At 74.4% G+C, this 17308-nt stretch carries 19 protein-coding genes; 15 read left to right on the top strand and 4 right to left on the bottom strand.

What is annotated here, in order from left to right; all coding sequences use genetic code 11:
* Window positions 1-16 precede the first annotated feature (16 nt).
* The 4 genes from ABZ783_RS23600 to ABZ783_RS23585 are packed head-to-tail and all read right to left on the bottom strand — an operon-like array spanning window position 17 to window position 4766.
* The gene (locus tag ABZ783_RS23600) at window positions 17-1225 is read right to left on the bottom strand and encodes a cytochrome P450 (protein ID WP_357441772.1); all 1209 of its coding nucleotides are present in this window, start codon (window positions 1223-1225) and stop codon (window positions 17-19) included.
* Complete coding sequence (locus ABZ783_RS23595; RefSeq protein ID WP_357441769.1) at window positions 1222-1713, bottom strand: VOC family protein; 492 nt, start codon at window positions 1711-1713, stop codon at window positions 1222-1224. The genes ABZ783_RS23600 and ABZ783_RS23595 overlap by 4 nt, the downstream gene beginning before the upstream one ends.
* Window positions 1714-1736: 23 nt before the next feature.
* Window positions 1737-3122, bottom strand: coding sequence for an FAD-dependent oxidoreductase (locus ABZ783_RS23590; protein ID WP_357441768.1), 1386 nt, complete (start codon window positions 3120-3122; stop codon window positions 1737-1739).
* A 12-nt stretch (window positions 3123-3134) separates the two neighbouring features.
* Window positions 3135-4766 carry an AMP-binding protein gene (locus tag ABZ783_RS23585; protein WP_357441766.1) on the bottom strand — a complete coding sequence of 544 codons (1632 nt, stop codon included), beginning with the start codon at window positions 4764-4766 and terminating at the stop codon, window positions 3135-3137.
* Between the two features lie 137 nt (window positions 4767-4903).
* Between ABZ783_RS23585 and ABZ783_RS23580 the strand changes: the two genes are divergently transcribed.
* The 15 genes from ABZ783_RS23580 (at window position 4904) to ABZ783_RS23510 (ending at window position 17308) form a co-directional block, all read left to right on the top strand.
* Window positions 4904-5137, top strand: coding sequence for a ferredoxin (locus ABZ783_RS23580; protein WP_357441764.1), 234 nt, complete (start codon window positions 4904-4906; stop codon window positions 5135-5137).
* Entirely contained in the window at window positions 5134-6309 is a 1176-nt protein-coding gene (locus ABZ783_RS23575) for a steroid 3-ketoacyl-CoA thiolase (protein ID WP_357441762.1), read from the top strand. The genes ABZ783_RS23580 and ABZ783_RS23575 overlap by 4 nt, the downstream gene beginning before the upstream one ends.
* 1 nt (window position 6310) lies before the next feature.
* Window positions 6311-7504, top strand: a complete 1194-nt coding sequence (locus ABZ783_RS23570; protein ID WP_357441760.1) for a CoA transferase — start codon at window positions 6311-6313, stop codon at window positions 7502-7504.
* Window positions 7505-7667: 163 nt separating this feature from the next.
* The gene (gene fabG / locus ABZ783_RS23565; protein ID WP_357441758.1) at window positions 7668-8408 is read left to right on the top strand and encodes a 3-oxoacyl-ACP reductase FabG; all 741 of its coding nucleotides are present in this window, start codon (window positions 7668-7670) and stop codon (window positions 8406-8408) included.
* Complete coding sequence (locus ABZ783_RS23560; protein ID WP_357441756.1) at window positions 8405-8866, top strand: hypothetical protein; 462 nt, start codon at window positions 8405-8407, stop codon at window positions 8864-8866. The genes fabG and ABZ783_RS23560 overlap by 4 nt, the downstream gene beginning before the upstream one ends.
* Window positions 8863-9414 (top strand): beta-hydroxyacyl-ACP dehydratase, encoded by a 552-nt coding sequence (locus tag ABZ783_RS23555; RefSeq protein WP_357441753.1) that lies wholly within the window; start codon window positions 8863-8865, stop codon window positions 9412-9414. Before ABZ783_RS23560 ends, ABZ783_RS23555 begins: the two co-directional genes overlap by 4 nt.
* Window positions 9404-9658: an acyl carrier protein gene (locus tag ABZ783_RS23550; protein ID WP_357441751.1), complete on the top strand. Its 255-nt coding sequence runs from the start codon at window positions 9404-9406 to the stop codon at window positions 9656-9658. The genes ABZ783_RS23555 and ABZ783_RS23550 overlap by 11 nt, the downstream gene beginning before the upstream one ends.
* 3 nt (window positions 9659-9661) lie before the next feature.
* Window positions 9662-10867 (top strand): beta-ketoacyl-[acyl-carrier-protein] synthase family protein, encoded by a 1206-nt coding sequence (locus ABZ783_RS23545; protein ID WP_357441749.1) that lies wholly within the window; start codon window positions 9662-9664, stop codon window positions 10865-10867.
* Window positions 10864-11937, top strand: coding sequence for a beta-ketoacyl synthase N-terminal-like domain-containing protein (locus tag ABZ783_RS23540; protein ID WP_357441747.1), 1074 nt, complete (start codon window positions 10864-10866; stop codon window positions 11935-11937). The genes ABZ783_RS23545 and ABZ783_RS23540 overlap by 4 nt, the downstream gene beginning before the upstream one ends.
* 3 nt (window positions 11938-11940) lie before the next feature.
* Window positions 11941-13059 carry a beta-ketoacyl synthase N-terminal-like domain-containing protein gene (locus ABZ783_RS23535; RefSeq protein ID WP_357441745.1) on the top strand — a complete coding sequence of 373 codons (1119 nt, stop codon included), beginning with the start codon at window positions 11941-11943 and terminating at the stop codon, window positions 13057-13059.
* Window positions 13056-14111 carry a beta-ketoacyl synthase N-terminal-like domain-containing protein gene (locus tag ABZ783_RS23530; protein ID WP_357441743.1) on the top strand — a complete coding sequence of 352 codons (1056 nt, stop codon included), beginning with the start codon at window positions 13056-13058 and terminating at the stop codon, window positions 14109-14111. Before ABZ783_RS23535 ends, ABZ783_RS23530 begins: the two co-directional genes overlap by 4 nt.
* Window positions 14108-14905: an alpha/beta hydrolase gene (locus ABZ783_RS23525; RefSeq protein WP_357441742.1), complete on the top strand. Its 798-nt coding sequence runs from the start codon at window positions 14108-14110 to the stop codon at window positions 14903-14905. Before ABZ783_RS23530 ends, ABZ783_RS23525 begins: the two co-directional genes overlap by 4 nt.
* The gene (locus tag ABZ783_RS23520) at window positions 14902-15840 is read left to right on the top strand and encodes a thioesterase family protein (RefSeq protein WP_357441740.1); all 939 of its coding nucleotides are present in this window, start codon (window positions 14902-14904) and stop codon (window positions 15838-15840) included. Before ABZ783_RS23525 ends, ABZ783_RS23520 begins: the two co-directional genes overlap by 4 nt.
* Entirely contained in the window at window positions 15837-16574 is a 738-nt protein-coding gene (locus tag ABZ783_RS23515; protein ID WP_357441739.1) for a DsbA family protein, read from the top strand. The genes ABZ783_RS23520 and ABZ783_RS23515 overlap by 4 nt, the downstream gene beginning before the upstream one ends.
* A complete protein-coding gene (locus ABZ783_RS23510) occupies window positions 16574-17308 on the top strand; it encodes a class II aldolase/adducin family protein (protein ID WP_357441738.1) in 735 nt (244 codons plus the stop codon). Before ABZ783_RS23515 ends, ABZ783_RS23510 begins: the two co-directional genes overlap by 1 nt.

The following is a 17308-nucleotide window of genomic DNA, read 5'->3' as shown; positions in this document are numbered from 1 at the left end:
TGGGCGGGTGGCGGCGTCACGCGGGGCGGACGGCCAGCGGAAGGCGCTCGAAGGAGCGCAGGCTCCCGTGCTGGCGGCGGCGGGCGTCGCCGTCGGCGGCGAGGTCGCGGAACCGCGTCGCGAGCGCGGTGAACGTCAGCTCGCCCATCAGCCGGGCCAGCGCGGTGCCCAGGCAGTGGTGCAGGCCGCCGCCGAAGCCCAGGTGCGGGTTCGGGGCCCGGGACAGGTCCAGCTCGGCCGGCCGGTCGAAGACCGCCGGGTCGCGGTTGGCCGCGCCGAGCAGCAGCATCACCGACCGGCCCGCCCTGATCTTGTGCCCGCCGATCTCGACGGCCTCCCGGGCCACCCGGATCGCGTTCTGGATCGGCGAGTCGAACCGGAGGAACTCGTCGACGGCCGACCGGACCAGCGTGGGGTCCCGGCGCAGCCGGTCCAGTTGGTCGGGATGCTCCAGCAGCGCCATGCATCCGTTGGAGACCAGCCCCATGGTCGTCTCGAACCCGGCGTGGAACAGGAACAGCAGGTTGTCGACGATCCCGGCGACGTCCCCGCGTTCCTCGGCCGGAGCCGCCGCGAGCATGCCGGCCAGGGTGGCGTCGCCGGCGGGGGCGTCCCGCAGCAGGTCGGTGACGTACTCGCGCAGCCAGGCGACGGCGGCGTCGACGCCGCCGCGCTCGTCGGGCTGGAGGTTCGCCGCGTCGAACACCCGGGCCAGGTCGATCACCCGGGGCAGCACCTCCGCCCGGTCGGCGTCAGGGATGCCGATCAGCCGGCAGATCACCGTGACCGGCAGCGGCACGGCCAGCTCCGCGACGAGGTCGAGGCGGCCGGCGTCGCGGGCCGGGGCGAGCAGGTCCGCGACGAGCGCGGTCACCGCCGGGGTCATCGCCCGCACCCGGGGCAGGCCGAACGCCTGCCCGAGAAACCGGCGGGCGCGGGTGTGCTCCGGCGGGTCCTGGGTGAGGACGATGCGGGAGGGAAACTCGGCCGCGGGCCCGTCGCCCAGGGTCAGCCGGATGAACTCCCGGGGGAAATGGCTGGCCAGCCGGCCGTCCCGCAGCAGGGCGCTGACCGCGGCGTGGTCGACCACCAGCCACTGTCCGAACTCGCCCCGCACGACCGGGCCCTGCGCACGCAGCCGCTCGTACTCCGGATAGGGATCGTCGGCGCAGGCCAGGTCGACCGCGGCGATCCGGGGCCGGGCAACGGCGTCGGGGAGCGTCACGGCTGCCCGCCGACGCGCTCGGCCCGCCGGGCCCGGTGGTGCTTCCGCATCTGCCGCATGAAGTAGTCGGCGTTGAGCCAGTACAGCTCCAGCCAGATGTTGTCCGGGTCGCGCAGCCACACGCCGTGCCCGGCCTCCAGGAACAGCTCCTGCACCCCGCCGTGGCTGACGCCCACGGAGTCCAGGTGCGCCACCCAGGTGTGCAGGTCCTCCCGCTCGGGAACGTGGAAGGCAAGGTGGTGCAGCCCCACCCGGTGCTCGTCGAACGGCTCCTCGACCGGCCGTTCGGCCTGTCCGAGGACGATGGAGGTCAGGGCGCGGGAGTGCAGTAGCGTCCGGAACGTGAACCCCGATTCGGCCGGCCGGGCGTCGCGGACGACGGTGAAGCCCAGCGCCCGGCAGTACCACTCGGTGCTGCGGTCGAGGTCCCGGACCGTCAGGTTGATGTGGGTACCGCCGTTGAGCGGGGGTACGGAGTCGTTGACCACGGGGTTCCTCTCGCAGAAGACGATCACAGGACGGTTCGCATGACGGCTGCCGCCAGGGGCGCCGTACGCCGGAGCCGGTCCTCGTACCGGTCCGCGGCGGTGGCCAGCGCGCTGACCGTGCGGACGCCGACGACCCGCAACGGTTCCGGCTCCCAGCGGCGTGGCCGGTGCCCGGCCCAGAACAGCCGCGTCTCGGGCCGGTTCACCCCGGCCACCAGGGCAGCCAGCGTGCGGCCGGCGAGGTTGCTCAGTGCGATGCCCTCGCCGCCGTAGCCGCCGGCGTGGCCGAGGCCGCTGTCGCGGTCGTACACCACGGCGGGCTCGCCGTCGCGGTGCATCCCGTACGCGCCGCTCCACTGGTGGCTCACGCGCGCGTCGGCCAGGGCGGGGAAGCTCTCCGCCAGGGACTCGCGCAGCCGGGCGAAGACCCGGGCGCCGGAGCGGGCGGTCGCGTCCGGCCGGGACCCGGCGCGGTAGCCGGCCCCCCGGCCGCCCACCAGCAAGCGGCCGTCGGCGGTGCGCTGGAAGTAGGCGAACTGGTAGCGGGAGTCGGCGACGGTGACCCGGTCCCGCCAGCCGGCCTCGCGCCACCGCCATTCCGGCAGCGGCTCGGTGGCCAGTACGCGGGAGATCACCGGCAGCACCCGGCGGGCGTGCCCGGGAAGTCCCCCCGTGTACGCCTCCGTGGTGCACAGCACACTGCGGGCGCGGATCGTGCCCCGGTCAGTGACCACGACGCCCGGCCGCAGCCCGACCGCGCGAGTGCCCTCGACGATGGTCACCCCGCGCCGCTCGACGGCCCGCGCCAGTCCGGCGGCGATGACCGCGGGTTGCACGGCCGCGCAGTGCGGCGTGAAGCCGGACAGCAGCGCCCCGGCGACGCCGACCCGGTCGGCGGTCTCGGCGGGCGACAGCAGCGCCATGTCGGTGATGCCGAGCTTGAGCCGCATGTCCTGCCAGTTTCGCAGCCGCGCCACCTGGGGTTGGGTGCGGGCGACGTAGAGCGAGCCGTCGCGCCGCCACCCGCAGTCGATGTCCTCGGCGGCGAGGACCCGCTCGATCTCGTCGAGGGTGCGCCGGCCCGCACGGTAGAAGCGCATGGCGTCCATCGGGCCGTAGCGCTGCACCAGGTTGGCCAGCAGGGCGGGCATCTCGGTGGTGCACCAGCCGCCGTTGCGCCCACTGGCCCCGTAGGCCACTCGCTCGGCGTCGATGACCAGCACGGAGGCCTGCGGCACCAGTTCCGTCAGGTAGTAGGCGGTCCACAGGCCGGTGAATCCGGCGCCGACGACGACCACATCCGTCCGCACGTCGCCGGACAGGGCCGGCCGCCGCTCGCGCAGCGGCGCGGGCAGCGTGTCCAGCCACAGGCTCACCGGCCGCCGACGCCGGTCGGGGGAAGCCGTCATGCCGCGCCGCCGCTACCGGGTGACGCTCAGGTCGCCGAGGACCGCGGCGGCCAGTGCCCGCTTGTCGACCTTGCCGACGGTGGTCAGCGGCAACGCCTCGACGATCTCGAGCCGGTCCGGCAGCTTGTAGTCGGCCAGCCCCCGATCCCACAGCAGCTTGCGCAGCTCCATCAGGCTGGGCGCCGGGTCGTCGGCGACGACGACCGCGCAGGTCTTCTCGCCCAGCCGCTGATCGGGGATTCCGACGACGGCCGCCGCCCGGACCCGGTCGTGGGCCAGCAGGTGCCCCTCGACCTCGTCGGCCATCACCTTCTCCCCGCCCCGGTTGATGACGTCCTTGATCCGGCCGGAGATGACCAGGCGGCCCGCATCGTCGATCCGCGCCAAATCGCCCGTGCGGAGAAAGCCGTCGGGGGTGAAGACCGTCCGGTTGTGCTCGGGTACGGCGTAGTAGCCGCGCAGCGCGCACGGCCCGCGCACCAGCAGCTCGCCGACCTCGCCGGGCGGGACGGCGGTGCCATCGGCATCGACCACGAGAAGTTCGTCGTCGGCGCACATCGGGGTGCCCTGGGTGGTCGCCGCGGCCTCGTCGCCGTCGCCGGGGCGGGTGAAGCAGAGCATGCCCTCGGCCATGCCGAACCAGTGGGTGAGCGTGGCACCCAGGGCCGGGCGCACGGCGCGGGCGAGGTCGGGGTGCAGCACGGCCCCACCGACCTCGATGACCAGCTCGGACAGGTCAACGTCGAACAGGCCGGCGGTCTCCACCCACAGCGACAGCACGGCCGGCATGACGGTGGTGAGGGTGACCCCCTCCTGAGCCATGAGCGGGAACGCCTCGTCCGGGCTGGGGCTGGACGACAGTACCGCTCGGCCGCCCACCCTTAGCGCCCCGAGCACGCCCGGGCAGCCCAGGGCGGCGTTGTGCGCCACCGGCACCGCGGCGAGGTAGGCGTGCCGGTGGTCGAACGACATCGCCTCGGCGGTGGCGCGCAGCTGGAAGGCGTAGTCGTCGTGGGTGCGGGGAATCAGCTTGGGCAGCCCGGTCGTCCCGCCGGAGAGCAGGAAGAAGGCCACGTCCTGCGGGTCGGGCCGGGGCAGTTCCCGGGCCGGGGCGCGCACGTCCGACCAGGCCAGGAACGGCCCGGGTTCCCCGACCACGAGCACGTGTCGCAGGGTGGGGCAGGCGGCGCTAACCTCCTGCGCCACCGCGCGGTGGTCCACCCCAGGCACCCGGTCGGAGGTGACGAGGGCGACGGCCCCGACGTACTGCGCCAGGTAGGTCAGCTCGGCCCGCCGGTGGGCCGGCAGGGCCAGCACCGGCAGGGCGCCAGCGCGGAACAGCGCCACGCAGGTCACCACGAACTCGACGGTGTTGGGCAACTGGACGACCACGGCGTCGCCGGGTCGCACGCCCAGCTCGATCAGGCCCGCAGCCAGCTCGTCGGCGCGTGCGTCGAGTTCGCCGTACGTGTGCCGACCATGCCGGGTGACGACGGCGGTGCGCCCGGGATCGCGGGCCTCGGCGTCCCAGTCGGCCCAGGGGCGGAGCAGGTCGCCGAGCACCTCGCCGCGCCAGTAACCGGCCTTGCGGTAGCGGTCGGCGAACTCCGCCGGCCAAGGGGTGAAGCCTTTACGAGCAGCCACGGAGCCTCCCGTACGCCGATCACCGGCTGGAGCCGGCCAGCTGGTATCCGTACGCACGGTATCGACGGTCCCGAAGACACACAAGAGCCTTCACAAAGACGATGCTCGTATTTCCCAGATACGAGTACTCCACTACGGTGGAACACGAGCACCGTGACCGAGAGGGGATGGCGGCGATGCGGGTACGGGTGGACTTCGACAGGTGCGACAGCAACGGCCTCTGCGAGCTCGCCGCGCCGGCGGTCTTCGAGGTGCGCGACGACGACTTCCTCCACGTGCTGCAAGAGAACCCGCCGCAGGAGCTGTGGAACGAGGTGACGCAGGCCGCCAACGCCTGTCCGAAGCTTGCCATCACGTTGGAGGACCGGTGATCGCGGAGGACCGCGAGCCGGTCGTCGTCGCGGCGGTCCGCACCCCCATCGGCAAGCGCGGCGGGGCGCTGGCCGGGCTGAAGGGCGTCGAGCTGCTCCGGCATGTGCTCAGAGCCGTCGTCAACGCCGCGGGCGTCGCGCCCGACGCCGTGGAGCAGGTGGTGGGCGGGTGTGTCACCCAGGCGGGCGAGCAGAGTTTGAACGTCACCCGCAACGCGTGGCTCAGCACCGGGTGGGATCCGGCGGTCGGCTGCACGACCGTGGACGTCTCGTGCGGCTCCGCCCAGCAGGCCAACCACCTCGTCGCCGCGCTCATCGGCAGCGGCGCGATCAGCGTGGGCATCGCCTGCGGGGTGGAGTCCATGAGTCGGGTCCCGATCGGCGTCAACCTCTACAACGGACCGGGCCACTACAAGACCGCCGACTACCCGTGGGACGACCCGCCGCGCGCGCAGTTCGGCGGCGCCGAGCGGATCGCCGCCCGGCAGGGCATCACCCGCGCCGACGCCGACGCGTACGGGGTGCTCTCCCAGGCGCGCGCCGCGGCGGCCTGGGCGGCCGGGCGCTTCGACCGGGAGGTGGTCGGTCTCGACGCGCCGGCGTCGGACGACGTCAGCTCCGCCGGGCGCCACCGGGTCGACCGGGACGAGGGGCTGCGCGAGACCACGATGGAGGGCCTGGCCAAGCTCGCGCCGAACGTGCCCGATGGCGTGCACACCGCCGGCACCACCTCCCAGGTGTCGGACGGGGCGGCGGCGATCCTGTGGATGTCCCGCGCCCGGGCCCGGGCGCTGGGGCTGCGGCCCCGGGCGAGGCTGGTCGCCCAGGTGGTCACGGGGGCCGATCCGTACTACCTGCTCGACGGGCCGGTGGCGGCGACCGGCCGGGCGCTGGAGCGCGCCGGCATGACCCTGGCCGACCTCGACCTGGTCGAGGTCAACGAGGCGTTCGCGGGCGTGGTGCTCAACTGGGCGCAGCAGCACGACACCGACCTGGAGCGGGTCAACGTCAACGGCGGGGCGATCGCGCTGGGCCATCCGCTCGGCTCCAGCGGCACCCGGCTGCTCGTCACCGCGCTGCACGAGCTGGAGCGCCGCGACTCGCAGACGGCGCTGGTCACGATGTGCTGCGGGGGATCGCTGGGCACCGCGACGATCCTGGCCCGGGTGTGACGTGCGGCGCGAGGAGTTCTACCGGGAGGCCCGCGACGACCGGGACGGCCCCCTGCACGGCCTGTCCGTCCTGGACGTGACCAAGGTGTGGTCCGGCCCGTTGGCCACGAGCCTGCTCGCCGACATGGGCGCGAACGTGGTCCGGGTCGAGCTGCCGCACGGCCGCGACGGCGAGGTGCCGCCGGAGATCCCCGGCACGGGGCTGTCCTGGTTCCGTGAGACGGTGAACCGGAACAAGCGCAGCGTGGGGCTGGACCTGCGGCACCCCGCCGGCCGGGACGCGTTCCTGGAGTTGGTGCGCGATGCGGACCTCGTGGTGGAGAACTACAAGCCCGGCACGCTGGACGGCTGGGGCGTCGGCTACGCCGACTGCCGCCGCGTCCGGCCGGACATCGTGGTCGTCTCCATCACCGGCTGGGGACAATACGGCCCGGACGTCGACCGGCCGGCATACGACCCGGTGGTGCAGGCCGCGAGCGGCTGGATGTCGCTCAACGGTGAACCGGCGGGCCGCCCGGTCCGGGCGCCGACGTTCCTCGCCGACGAGCTGGCCGGCCTGCACGCGGCCGTCGGCGCCCTGGCCGCCCTGGCGCACCGCGACCGCACCGGCGAGGGGCAGCACGTCGACGTGGCCATGCTCGACAGCCTGCTCGCCAGCAGCTGCGGCCTGTTGACGCTGGCCGCGGCCGGCGCGCCGCCGGCGCGGTGGGGCAACCAGACCGATTTCGCGGTCCCGTCGAACGTCTACCGCTGTCTCGACGGCGACATCTACTTGTCCGTCGCCCTCGACAAGCACTGGCGGGCGCTGGCGGAGACGATCGGCCGGCCGGAGCTGGCCCGCGCGCCGGGCTACGGGCGGGGCGCGCAGCGCCGGCAGAACCGGGGCGCGGTCGACGATCTCGTGGCCGCCTGGTGCCGGCCCCGCCCGGTCGGCGAGGTGATGGCGGCCTTCCGCGCCGCGGGCCTGGTGGCCGAGCGGGTGCGCACGCTGGCCGAGGTCGCGGCCGATCCGCACGTGCGGGAGCGGGACATGCTCCAGCCGACGGTGCTGCACAACGGTGCCACCGCGCCGCTGACCGGCCCGGCGGTGAAGTTCTCCCGCACGCCGACCCGGATCCGCCGGGGCGCGCCGGCTGCCGGCGCGGACAGCCGCGACGTGCTGGGGGAGGCCGCCTCGCGCCCCGACGGGTCATAGGCTTTTCGCTGCTGTCTGCATAGTATCTACGAGTGTCTTCCGTGTCTCCTGCTGCATCTATTGATGTCGAGCCGAAGATGCTTCAACATAGGAGCACGGGATACGAGTTCCCGTCGCCGATCGGGGGCACCCGGCCGGGGCGCGGCGGGCGAAGGAGGCGTGTGTGAGCGAGCAACCGCTGGCACTGGTGACCGGCGCCTCACGGGGTATCGGCCGCGCGGTGGCCGTCCGGCTCGCCGAGCAGGGCTACGGCCTCGCCTGCTGCTACAGCAACCCGAGTGAGGCCGCCGAGAAGACCGAGGCGCAGGTCGCCGCGACCGGGGTGCCCAGCTACTTCGCCCCCTGCGACGTCGCCGACGACGCGGCCGTGGACGCGTTCATCGCCGCGGCCGAGCGGCGGCTGGGCCCGATCAGCCGGCTGGTCAACAACGCCGGCATCACCCGGGACAGCCCGCTGGTGCTGGCCCGCCGCCCCGACTGGGAAGCGGTCATCGACACCAACCTCGGCGGCACCTGGAACTTCTGCCGCGCCATGGCCTTCCGGTTCATGAAGCGCCGCGCCGGGGCCATCGTCAACCTCTCCTCCATCGCCGGCATCCACGGCAACGCCGGCCAGACCGCGTACGCGGCCAGCAAGGCGGGCATCATCGGGCTGAGCCGGTCGCTGGCCAAGGAGCTCGCCCCCTACGGCGTACGGGTCAACGTGGTCGCGCCCGGGTTCATCGAGACCGACATGACCGACGCGCTGGACGCCAAGGCCCGGGACCGGGCACTGGGCATGATCGGCCTGCGCCGGTTCGGCCGCCCCGAGGACGTCGCGGCGATGGTGGACTTCCTCCTCGCCGACCAGGCCGGATACGTCACCGGCCAGGTGTTCCAGGTGGACGGGGGGATGACCCTGTGACCGCCGCGACCGCGGCGCCGGCCTGGCGGCCCGCTGCCCCCGTCCCCTGCGCCGCCCCGTTGCCGGCCGTCGACCGGCTCCGGGTCGCTCCCCGCGCCGGCGGATGGACGATCACCGCCCGGGTCGCCGTCGACCCCCGCGACCCGAACCTGGCCGGGCACTTCCCCGGCCAGCCGATCTACCCGGGCGTGTTCGTGGTCGAGACCCTGTGCCAGGCGATGGCCCAGGCCGTGCCCGGCGCCCCCCGGCTGCGCGCGGTCACCTCGATCCGGTTTCTCGCGGCGCTGCTCGGCGGTGACGAGATGGAGCTCACCCTCGACGTGGATCCGGCGGCCCCCGCCGCGGGCGCCGCTTCCACGGCGGAGCCCGGCTGGACGGTACGCGGCACCGGCCGGCGGCACGACGGCACGGTCACCGCCCAGCTGCGCGCCGTCTTCGACGCCGGAGCGGGCGCGTGAACGCCGCCGAGATCCGGGCCGCCCTGCCACAGCGTCACCCGCTGCTGCTGGTGGACCGGGTGACCAGTCTGGAACCCGGGGTCGCCATCGAAACGGTCAAGGCGATCACCGCGACCGAGCCCTGCTACGCCCACCTCGACGACGACGCCACCGCCGAGGACTACGCCTACCCGGCATCGCTGCTCATCGAATCGTTCGGGCAGAGCGCCGCGCTGCTGTGGCTGGACGGCTCCGCCCCGTCGCACCGGCTCACCGACGACGCCGTGCTGCTCTTCGTGGGTGCCCGCGACTACACCGTCGAGGGCCGGGCGTACCCGGGCGACGTCGTCCGGCACGTCGTACGCCTGGAACGCGTTGTCGCCGACACCGCCTTCGCCACGGGCGAGAGCTGGGCCGGCGAGCGGCGCATCGCCACCGTCGGCTCACTCATCGCCGCCCGCCGCCCCCGTGCCGCGGTCGCCGAACCCGCACCCGGCCGCACCGGCACGGGCGCCGACCGCACCATCCCCGCTAACACCAGTGCCCAAGGAGGCCGACATGTCCGGTGACAACGAGCGGTACGAGCAGCTCCGGGAGATCATCGCCGAGGTGTTGGAGGTCGAGACCGACGAGCTGACCGACACCGGGGACTTCGCCGAGGAATACCAGGCGGACTCGCTGCGCGCCATCGAGATCCTGGCCCGCATCGACAAGGAGTTCAAGGTGGAGATCCCGCAGTCGGAGCTTCCGGAGCTGCGCAACCTCAAGGCCACCTACGACGCCGTCGCTCGGCACGCCGGCTGGCAGGACTGAACGGTGCGGCGCGTGGTCGTGACGGGCCTCGGCCCGGTGTCGAGCATCGGAACGGGAGTGACCGCGTTCGGCGCGGCCCTGCGGGCGGGCCGGTCCGGCATCTCCCGGATCACCAGCTTCGACCCGTCCGGGTTCCCGCACCGCAACGGCGGTGAGGTCCGCGACTTCGACCCCGCCGCCTGGCTGCACCGGCTGCCGCCCGAGCGGTGGGGCCGGTCCAGCCAGTTCGCGGCGGCCGCCGCACGGCTCGCGGCGGACGACGCCAAACTGGACCTGGACACGGTGGACCGGGGCCGGGCGCACGCCGTGATCGGCACCACCAGCGGGGAGTCCGTCGTCGTCGAGGCGTTCACCGCGCGCCTCGTCGAGGCGGGCTTCGACGCGGTGCCGGCGCAGCTGGTCGAGCAACTGCCCGCCGGCCGGCTGGCGCACGCGGTCAGTGAGGAGCTGGGCCTGCGCGGCGAGTCGCTGACCCTCGCCACCGCCTGCTCCGCCAGCAACTACGCCATCGGGTACGCCTACGACCTGCTCGTCACCGGCGAGGCGGACGTGGTGTTTGCCGGCGGCGCCGACTCGGTCTGCCGCTGGGCGCACGCCGGGTTCTTCCGGCTCGGCGCCCTCACCGAGAGCGCCTGCTCGCCGTTCGACCGGGACCGCTCCGGCATCCTCACCGGCGAGGGCGGCGCGGTGCTGGCGTTGGAGACGCGGGAGCACGCCGAGGCGCGGGGCGCGCACATCTATGCGGAGGTGCTCGGCTACGGCCTCAACTGCGACGCCAACCATCCGGTGGCCCCGGACCGGGACAGCATCGCAGAGTGCATCCGCATCGCCCACCGCAACGCCGGCGTCACCCCGGACCAGGTCGACTACATCTGCGCCCACGGCACCGGCACCCCGGCCAACGACCTGGTCGAGGCGCAGGCCGTGCTGGAGGTGTTCGGGCCGAAACCGCCGCCCATGAGCTCGATCAAGTCGATGATCGGGCACACCATGGGCGCCGCCAGCGGGTTCGGCGCGATCGCCTCCGCCCTGGCGATCGACCAGGGCTTCCTGCCCCCCACGATCAACTGGTCGCACCCGGACCCGCAGCTGGCCGACATCGATCCCGTGCCGAACGTGGCCAGGCCGGCCACCGTCCGGCTCGTGCAGAACAACGGGTTCGCCTTCGGCGGGAACAACGCGATCGTGCTGCTCGGAGCCGCCCGATGACCCCGCTGACCATCAACGGCCTCGCGGCGCTGAGCGCCGCCGGTGACCGGCCGGAGGCGCTCGCCCGACGGGTCGCCGCCCTCGCCGGGGAACGCCATCCGGGCGTTCCCGTCGGCGGGATCGTCACCGAACCGCTGCCGCGCGCCGAGGGCCACGCCCTCACCGACTTCGACGTGCGGGCACGGCTCGGCCGGCGCGGCACGAGCTTCTACGACCGGGCCACCGCCCTGGCCGTGGTGGCCTGCGGCGACGCCCTCGCCGACAGCGGGCTGACGGTGGACGACACCAACCGCGCCCGCGTCGGCGTGGTGCTGGGCACGACCGTCGGCAGCCTGAAGTCCACCAGCGACTACACCCGCGAGACCCTGGTCCAGGACAAGCCGTACCTGGTCAACCCGATGCTGTTCCCCAACACCGTGATGAACTGCGCCGCCGGCCAGGCGGCCATCCGACACGGGCTCAAGGGGATCAACGCCACGGTCACCGGCGGGCCGCTGGCCTTCTTCAACGCCCTGCGATACGCCGGCAACGCCATCCGCCGCGGCTACGTCGACACCATGCTCGTCGGCGCGGTGGAGGAGTTCTCGGCGCACCGGGCCTGGGCATCCGCGCTGAGCCCCGCGGGCGGCGAGGTCGCCGCGGGCGAGGGCGCCGCCGTGTTCGTGATCGGCAGCGACGCCGGCTCCGCCGGGCGCGCCGCGGTTTGCGCCGTGGCGACCGGGTACGGCCCCGACGGCACGGCGGAGCAGGCCCTCACCGACTGTGTCGCCCGTGCCCTGCACGTCGCGGGAGCTGCCCCGACCGACGTCACTCTCCTGGTTACCAGCGAGACCACCAGTTCCGGCCGCCGCCCGCAGCACGCCGCCGCGCTGCGGGCGCTCGACGGGCATCGGCCCGCCGGCCTCGTCGTCAGCCGGGCGGCGGGGGACTGCGGGGCCGCCACCCCCGCCCTCGCCCTGGCCGTCGCGCTACGCCTGCCCGGCCACGGCGACCGGCCCCCGTCCGGCCTGGTCCTGCTCACGGCCCAGGGCACCGACGGCGGCGTCGGCGCCGCCCTGGTCCGGCGGTAGCCCGTGCCGGCGCTGATCGCGGCCAGCAGCCTGCGCACCTGTCTCGGCGACGGCGCGCGCACCTTCGCAGCGCTGCTGGACGGCCGTACGGGGGTGCGCGAGCTGCGGCACCCGCTGGCCGGCCGGCTCAACGTGACGGCCGGCTACCAGATCGACGAGCCCGCCCCCGGGGCCGCGCTGCGGGCCGGCGCCTGGCTGCGGGAGTGCGTCGCCGAGGCGCTGGCGCGGGCAGCCGTCGACCCTCGGCGGGGCCGGGTGGTGGCGCTCGTCGGCACCGGGCTGCGGGAACTCGCCGCGGTCGAGGAGTTGGCGCTCACCGGCGCCGCCACGGCCCCGTCCCGCCTGCACTTCGGGCCCGCCGTCCGGGACGCCGCGCCCGGCCTGGCCGAGGTGGTGACCATCGCCAACGCGTGCAGCGCGGGCGGGCACGCCCTCGCGCTCGCCCAGGACCTGGTCGACGCCGGCGAGGCCGACGCGGTCGTTGTCGGCGCCGCCGACACGATGACCGCCTCCATGCTCGCGATGATCGGCAAGGTCGCCCCGACGCCCACCGCGCAGGTCCGCCCGTTCGACCGCGGCCGCACCGGCGTGCTGCTCGGAGAGGGTGCCGCCGCGCTCGTCGTGGTCCCCGAGGACTGGACCGGGCCGGCCGTCGGCCGGCTGCTCGCCACCGGGCTGTCTTGCGACGCCGTGCACGAGACAGCCCCCGATCTGGACGGCATCTGCCGGGCGATGCGCGATGCCTGGGCGCGGAGCGGCCGCGGCCCGGAAGAGGTGGACCTGGTGGTGGCCCACGGCACCGGCACGGCCCTGAACGACCCCACGGAGTGCGCCGCGTTGCTGCGGTGCCTGCCCCGGCCCGGAGCGCCCCTGATCACCGCCGTCAAGGGCGCCGTCGGCCACCTGTCGGGCGCCGCCGCCCTGGCCAACCTCGACGTGGCGCTGCGGTGCCTGGCGAGCGGCATGGTGCCGCCGGTCGTCGGGCTGGTGGACCCCCTGCCCGAGGGCGACGGGCTCACCTTCGTCCGGGACGTCCGCGCCCGCCGCGGCGTCACCCTGGCCCAGGTCAACGCCTTCGGCTTCGGCGGCGTGAACGCGGTGACCCTGGTGGAGGCGCCGTGACCAGCACGCCGGCCCCGCCGGCCGCCGGTGCGGCGCCGGCCTCGCTCGCCGTCGGCGCCGCACCGGGATCCGCCCCGGCCACCGCCGTCGCGGTCACCTCCTGGAGCATCCACCTGCCCGCGCCGCCGGCGTCCACGACTACGCCGTGCTCTGCGGCGCCGACCTCACCCGGCGGGCGCGTCAGCGCGACCTCGGCACCCGGCGCGGCCGTCGCCGGCCTGCCGCCGGTGGACCCCGCCTGCCCGCCCGATCGCGCGCACACCCTGCTCGGCCGCAAGGGGCTGCTGTACAAGGAGCCGGCCACCCGGCTCGCGCTGTGCGCCGTGCACCGTGCCCTGGGCCTGCCCGACGGCGTCCGCCCCGATGCCACCCTCGATCCCGGCACCGCTGTCGTGGCCGCCAGCAACCTCGGCAACGTCGGCACGATCATCGACGTGACCCGCGCCGTCGCCCGCGAGGGCAGCCGGGGGGTCAGCCCGATGGCGGCGCCCAACGCGTCCAGCAACGTCATCGCCAGCAGTGTCGCGCTGTGGTTCCGGTTCGGCGGGCCGAACCTGATGGTCTGCTCCGGCGAGACCGCCGGCCTGGACGCGCTCGCCCTGGGCGCCCTGCTCCTGCGTGCCGGCCGGGCCGACCGGGTGCTGGTCGTCGGCGCGGAACCCGACGACGAGACGGCCGTCGCGGTGCGCCGGGGCCCCGCCGCCGGCGCCGCCGCGCCGCCGCTGCGCGCCGGGGCCGCCTGCGTGGTCCTCGAACCCGCCGCGCGGGCCGCCGTCCCGCTGGCCACCCTGACGGTCGGGCCGGCCGTCCGCCGTCGCGCGGACGTACCCCCGTGGCCGGCCGGGCCCCGGGTCGTGGTCGGCCCCGGCCACCTCGACCCCGCGGCCGCCTGGGGCGACTGCTACGGCGCGCAGGGAGTGCTCCAGACGGCGCTGGCCGCGCGGCTCGTCGCCGAGGGCGCGGACGGCGTCGCGGTGCTCTGCGGCGGCGACGACGACGGCTGGCGTACCGCCCTGCTCACCCCGGCCACCACAACCGGGAGGCAGCCGTGACGACGCCGGCCGTACGGGAGCTGCGCCGGCCCACGCCGGGCGGCCCGCTCGTGGCCTTCGTCCACGGGCTGGAGGACTCCTGGGAGAGCTGGCTGCCGTTGAGCCACGCGCTGCCGCCCGCGTGGTCCCCGGTCGCCCTCGACCTGCCGTGGCGGCCCGGCAACGACTACCAGTGGCGGCGCCGCCCCTCCGCCCAGTGGCTGGCCGACGGCCTCGACCGGCTGGGCCGGCGCCCGGACCTCCTCGTGGCCCATTCCTTCGGCGCCAACGCCCTGCTCGAACTGCTCTGCGTCCGCGACCAGCGGGTGCCCGACACCGTCATGCTGATCTGCCCGCTGTACCGGCCGCCGGACGTCGCCGTGACCTGGCGGGTGTTCGAACGCGCCCGGCGGGCCTTCGAACGGCACATCCACGACTCGCTGCGCAGCCGGCTCGGCAAGCGGCTGCGAGCCATGGAGGCCGAGGTGGTGGACCTGATGATCGCCAAGGCGGTCGACCGGATCGGCCCCGCTGGCTTCCTGACCGTGTTCGACCAGTTCTGCGCCAGCGCGTCACTGCGGCTGGACCGGGTGACGGCCCGGGTGCTGGTGCTCGCCGGCGGGTCGGACCCGACCCTGTCCCCGGAGGCCGCACGGACCCTCGCCGACGGCATGCCGCACGCGTCGCTGTCGGTCGGCGACGGCTACGACCACTTCTGCTACGCCCGCCAGCCCGAGGATGTCGCGTCCCGCCTGCGGGCCTTCGTCGACGCGATCCCCGTCGTCACCGGTCATCCCAAAGGAGCAGCCACGTGACAACCCTCGCCCCGCACCCGCCCACCTCGAGCGTCCTGTCCGGCCGGCCGCGCTACGAAGGCGCCAACATCCGCACCTGGATCGGTTTCAAGCACTTCATGTACCTGGTAGAGGAGGCGGTCCTGCAGTGGCTGCTCGACCAGGGCCACGGCGCCCGCGCGCTCTTCCACGAGCACGGCCTCGGCACCGAGATCATCGACTGCTCGGTGCAGCTGCCCGCCGTGCTGGAGGTGGACGACGAGGTCCGCGCGGAGGTGGTCGCCGGCACCGGGAACCGGCTGCGGGTGCAGCTGTCGGTGAGCCGTGACGGGCAGGACGTCGTGGTGCTGCGGGGACACGTCACGGTCGCCCTGGTGCCCGAGACCGACGCGTCGGTGCACCGGCCCGCCCCGGCCGCCATCGCGACATGGGAGGCGCCGGGACTCGGCGCGGCGACCGGCCTGCGCGCGGAGCTCCCATTGCCGGCCGGCGCCGACCCCGTCTCCGTGTTGACCCCGGCCGGCTCGGCGGCCTTCCTGTGGTCCTGGCGGGCGCCGTACTTCTACTGTCACTTCTCCGACCGGGTGCAGCACTCCGGCTTCGTGCGCGCCCTGGAGGAGGTCGTCGACCGGTTCCTCGCCGACCGGGGCATCTCTGTGGGGCGCATGCTGCGGGAACGCGCGTGGATCCCGGTGGTGTCGCGGGCCCGGGTACGCCTGGCCGAGCCGGCCCACATGGAGGAGACGGTGCACACCGTCTTCCAGGTCGACGACGTCCTGCGGTCGATGATGTTCACCGGCCGGATGGACTGCTACGTCCAGCGCGACGACCGGCTGGTGCTGGTCGCCACGGCGAGCATCCTGCACGGGTACGCGATCAGCCGGGGACCGAACGCCGGTCAGCTCGCCCAGCTCGACCCCGAGGTGTGCGCGATCCTCACCGGGGGGCACCAGTGACCCGCGCGCCCGCCCGCCCCCGGCTCTTCTTCTCCTTCCGCAGCCCGTACAGCTGGCTCACCATCCGCCGGCTGCGCGCAGCGGTGCCCCAGGCGTTCACGGAGCTGGACTGGTTCCCTTACTGGGACCCCGACGCGCGCACCTGTGCCGCCCTCGACGAGCGCGGCGCGGAGTTCCACTACGTGCAGATGAGCCGGGCCAAGCACCTCTATCTGCTGATGGACACGAAACGGCTGGTGCAGCGCGAAGGTGTGCCGATGGCGTGGCCGATCGACGTCGACCCGCACTGGGAGGTGCCGCACCTGGGCTGGCTGGCGGCCCGCCGCGCGGGCCGCGCGGAGGCGTTCTACGACGAGGTGGTCGCCGCCCGATGGGAACGCGGCGAGAACATCTGCGAGCCGAAGGTGGTGGCCGGGTGCGCCGAGCGCAGCGGCCTGGACCCGGAACTCGTCACGGGCGCGGTCGACGACCCACAGCTGCGGGCGGAGGGCGCGGCCTGCCTCGAACGCGCCTACCTCGACGACGTCTTCGGGATCCCGTACCTGAAGTGGGGGCGGCACCGGTTCTGGGGACTGGACCGCCTCGACGGGTTCCTGCGGCTGTGGCGGCCCGACGCGCCCCCCTTTCCCGTTCCCGCCGACGCCGGAACGGACGACGCGGGGCTTCCTGACCGGGCGGAGGCCATCGTGACCTCCGGCGGCTACGACACCGACACGACGGGCGGGTGTGGATGATGTTCCCCCTCGACACACAGGCCATCCGGCAGCAGCGCATGCAACGGCTGGCCGCGACGCTGCGGTTGTTCGCCGAACTCGGCTACGACGAGGGTGCCGGCGGGCACATCACCGCCCGCGACCCCGAGCGGCCCGACTGCTTCTGGATCAATCCGTTCGGCATGTACTTCGGCCACGTCAAAGTCAAGGACCTGCTGCTCGTCGACAGCGACGGGCAGGTGCTCGCCGGCAACGGGCGGATCAACCCCGCCGGGTTCGTCATCCACTCGGCGGTGCACGCCGCGCGGCCCGACGTCATCTGCGCCGTGCACACCCACTCGGTGTACGGCCGGGCGTTCGCCACCCTGGGCCGCCTGCTCGACCCGATCACGCAGGACGCCTGCGCGTTCTACGGCGACCACGCCCTCTTCGACGACTACAGCGGGGTGGTGCTCGACGAGCGCGAGGGCAAACGCCTCGCCGACGCGCTGGGCTCGGCCAAGGCCGCGATCCTGCGCAACCACGGCCTGCTGACCGTGGGTGGGACCGTGGAGGAGGCCGCCTGGTGGTTCGTCGCCATGGAACGGTCCTGCCAGGTGCAGCTCGCCGCCGAGGCCGCCGGCAAGCCGGTGCTCATCGACCACGAGGAGGCCGAGCGGACCCGCGAGGTGATCGGCTCGCCCGGCATCGGCCGGTACAACTTCAAGCCGCTGTACGAGGGTGTCCTGCGCCGCCACCCGGACCTGCTGGACTGA

Source organism: Micromonospora sp. NPDC047738, assembly GCF_040642675.1.
Lineage (GTDB): Bacteria > Actinomycetota > Actinomycetes > Mycobacteriales > Micromonosporaceae > Micromonospora.
Note: the sequence above shows the minus strand (reverse complement) of the source record. Positions and strands in the feature narration are given on the sequence as shown.

What these genes read in the sequence shown, in the direction of transcription:
- ABZ783_RS23590 (WP_357441768.1), bottom strand. Translation starts at nt 3,122, where the DNA reads ATGACGGCTTCCCCCGACCGGCGTCGGCGGCCGGTGAGCCTGTGGCTG.
- ABZ783_RS23510 (WP_357441738.1), top strand. Translation starts at nt 16,574, where the DNA reads ATGTTCCCCCTCGACACACAGGCCATCCGGCAGCAGCGCATGCAACGG.
- ABZ783_RS23550 (WP_357441751.1), top strand. Translation starts at nt 9,404, where the DNA reads ATGTCCGGTGACAACGAGCGGTACGAGCAGCTCCGGGAGATCATCGCC.
- ABZ783_RS23540 (WP_357441747.1), top strand. Translation starts at nt 10,864, where the DNA reads ATGACCCCGCTGACCATCAACGGCCTCGCGGCGCTGAGCGCCGCCGGT.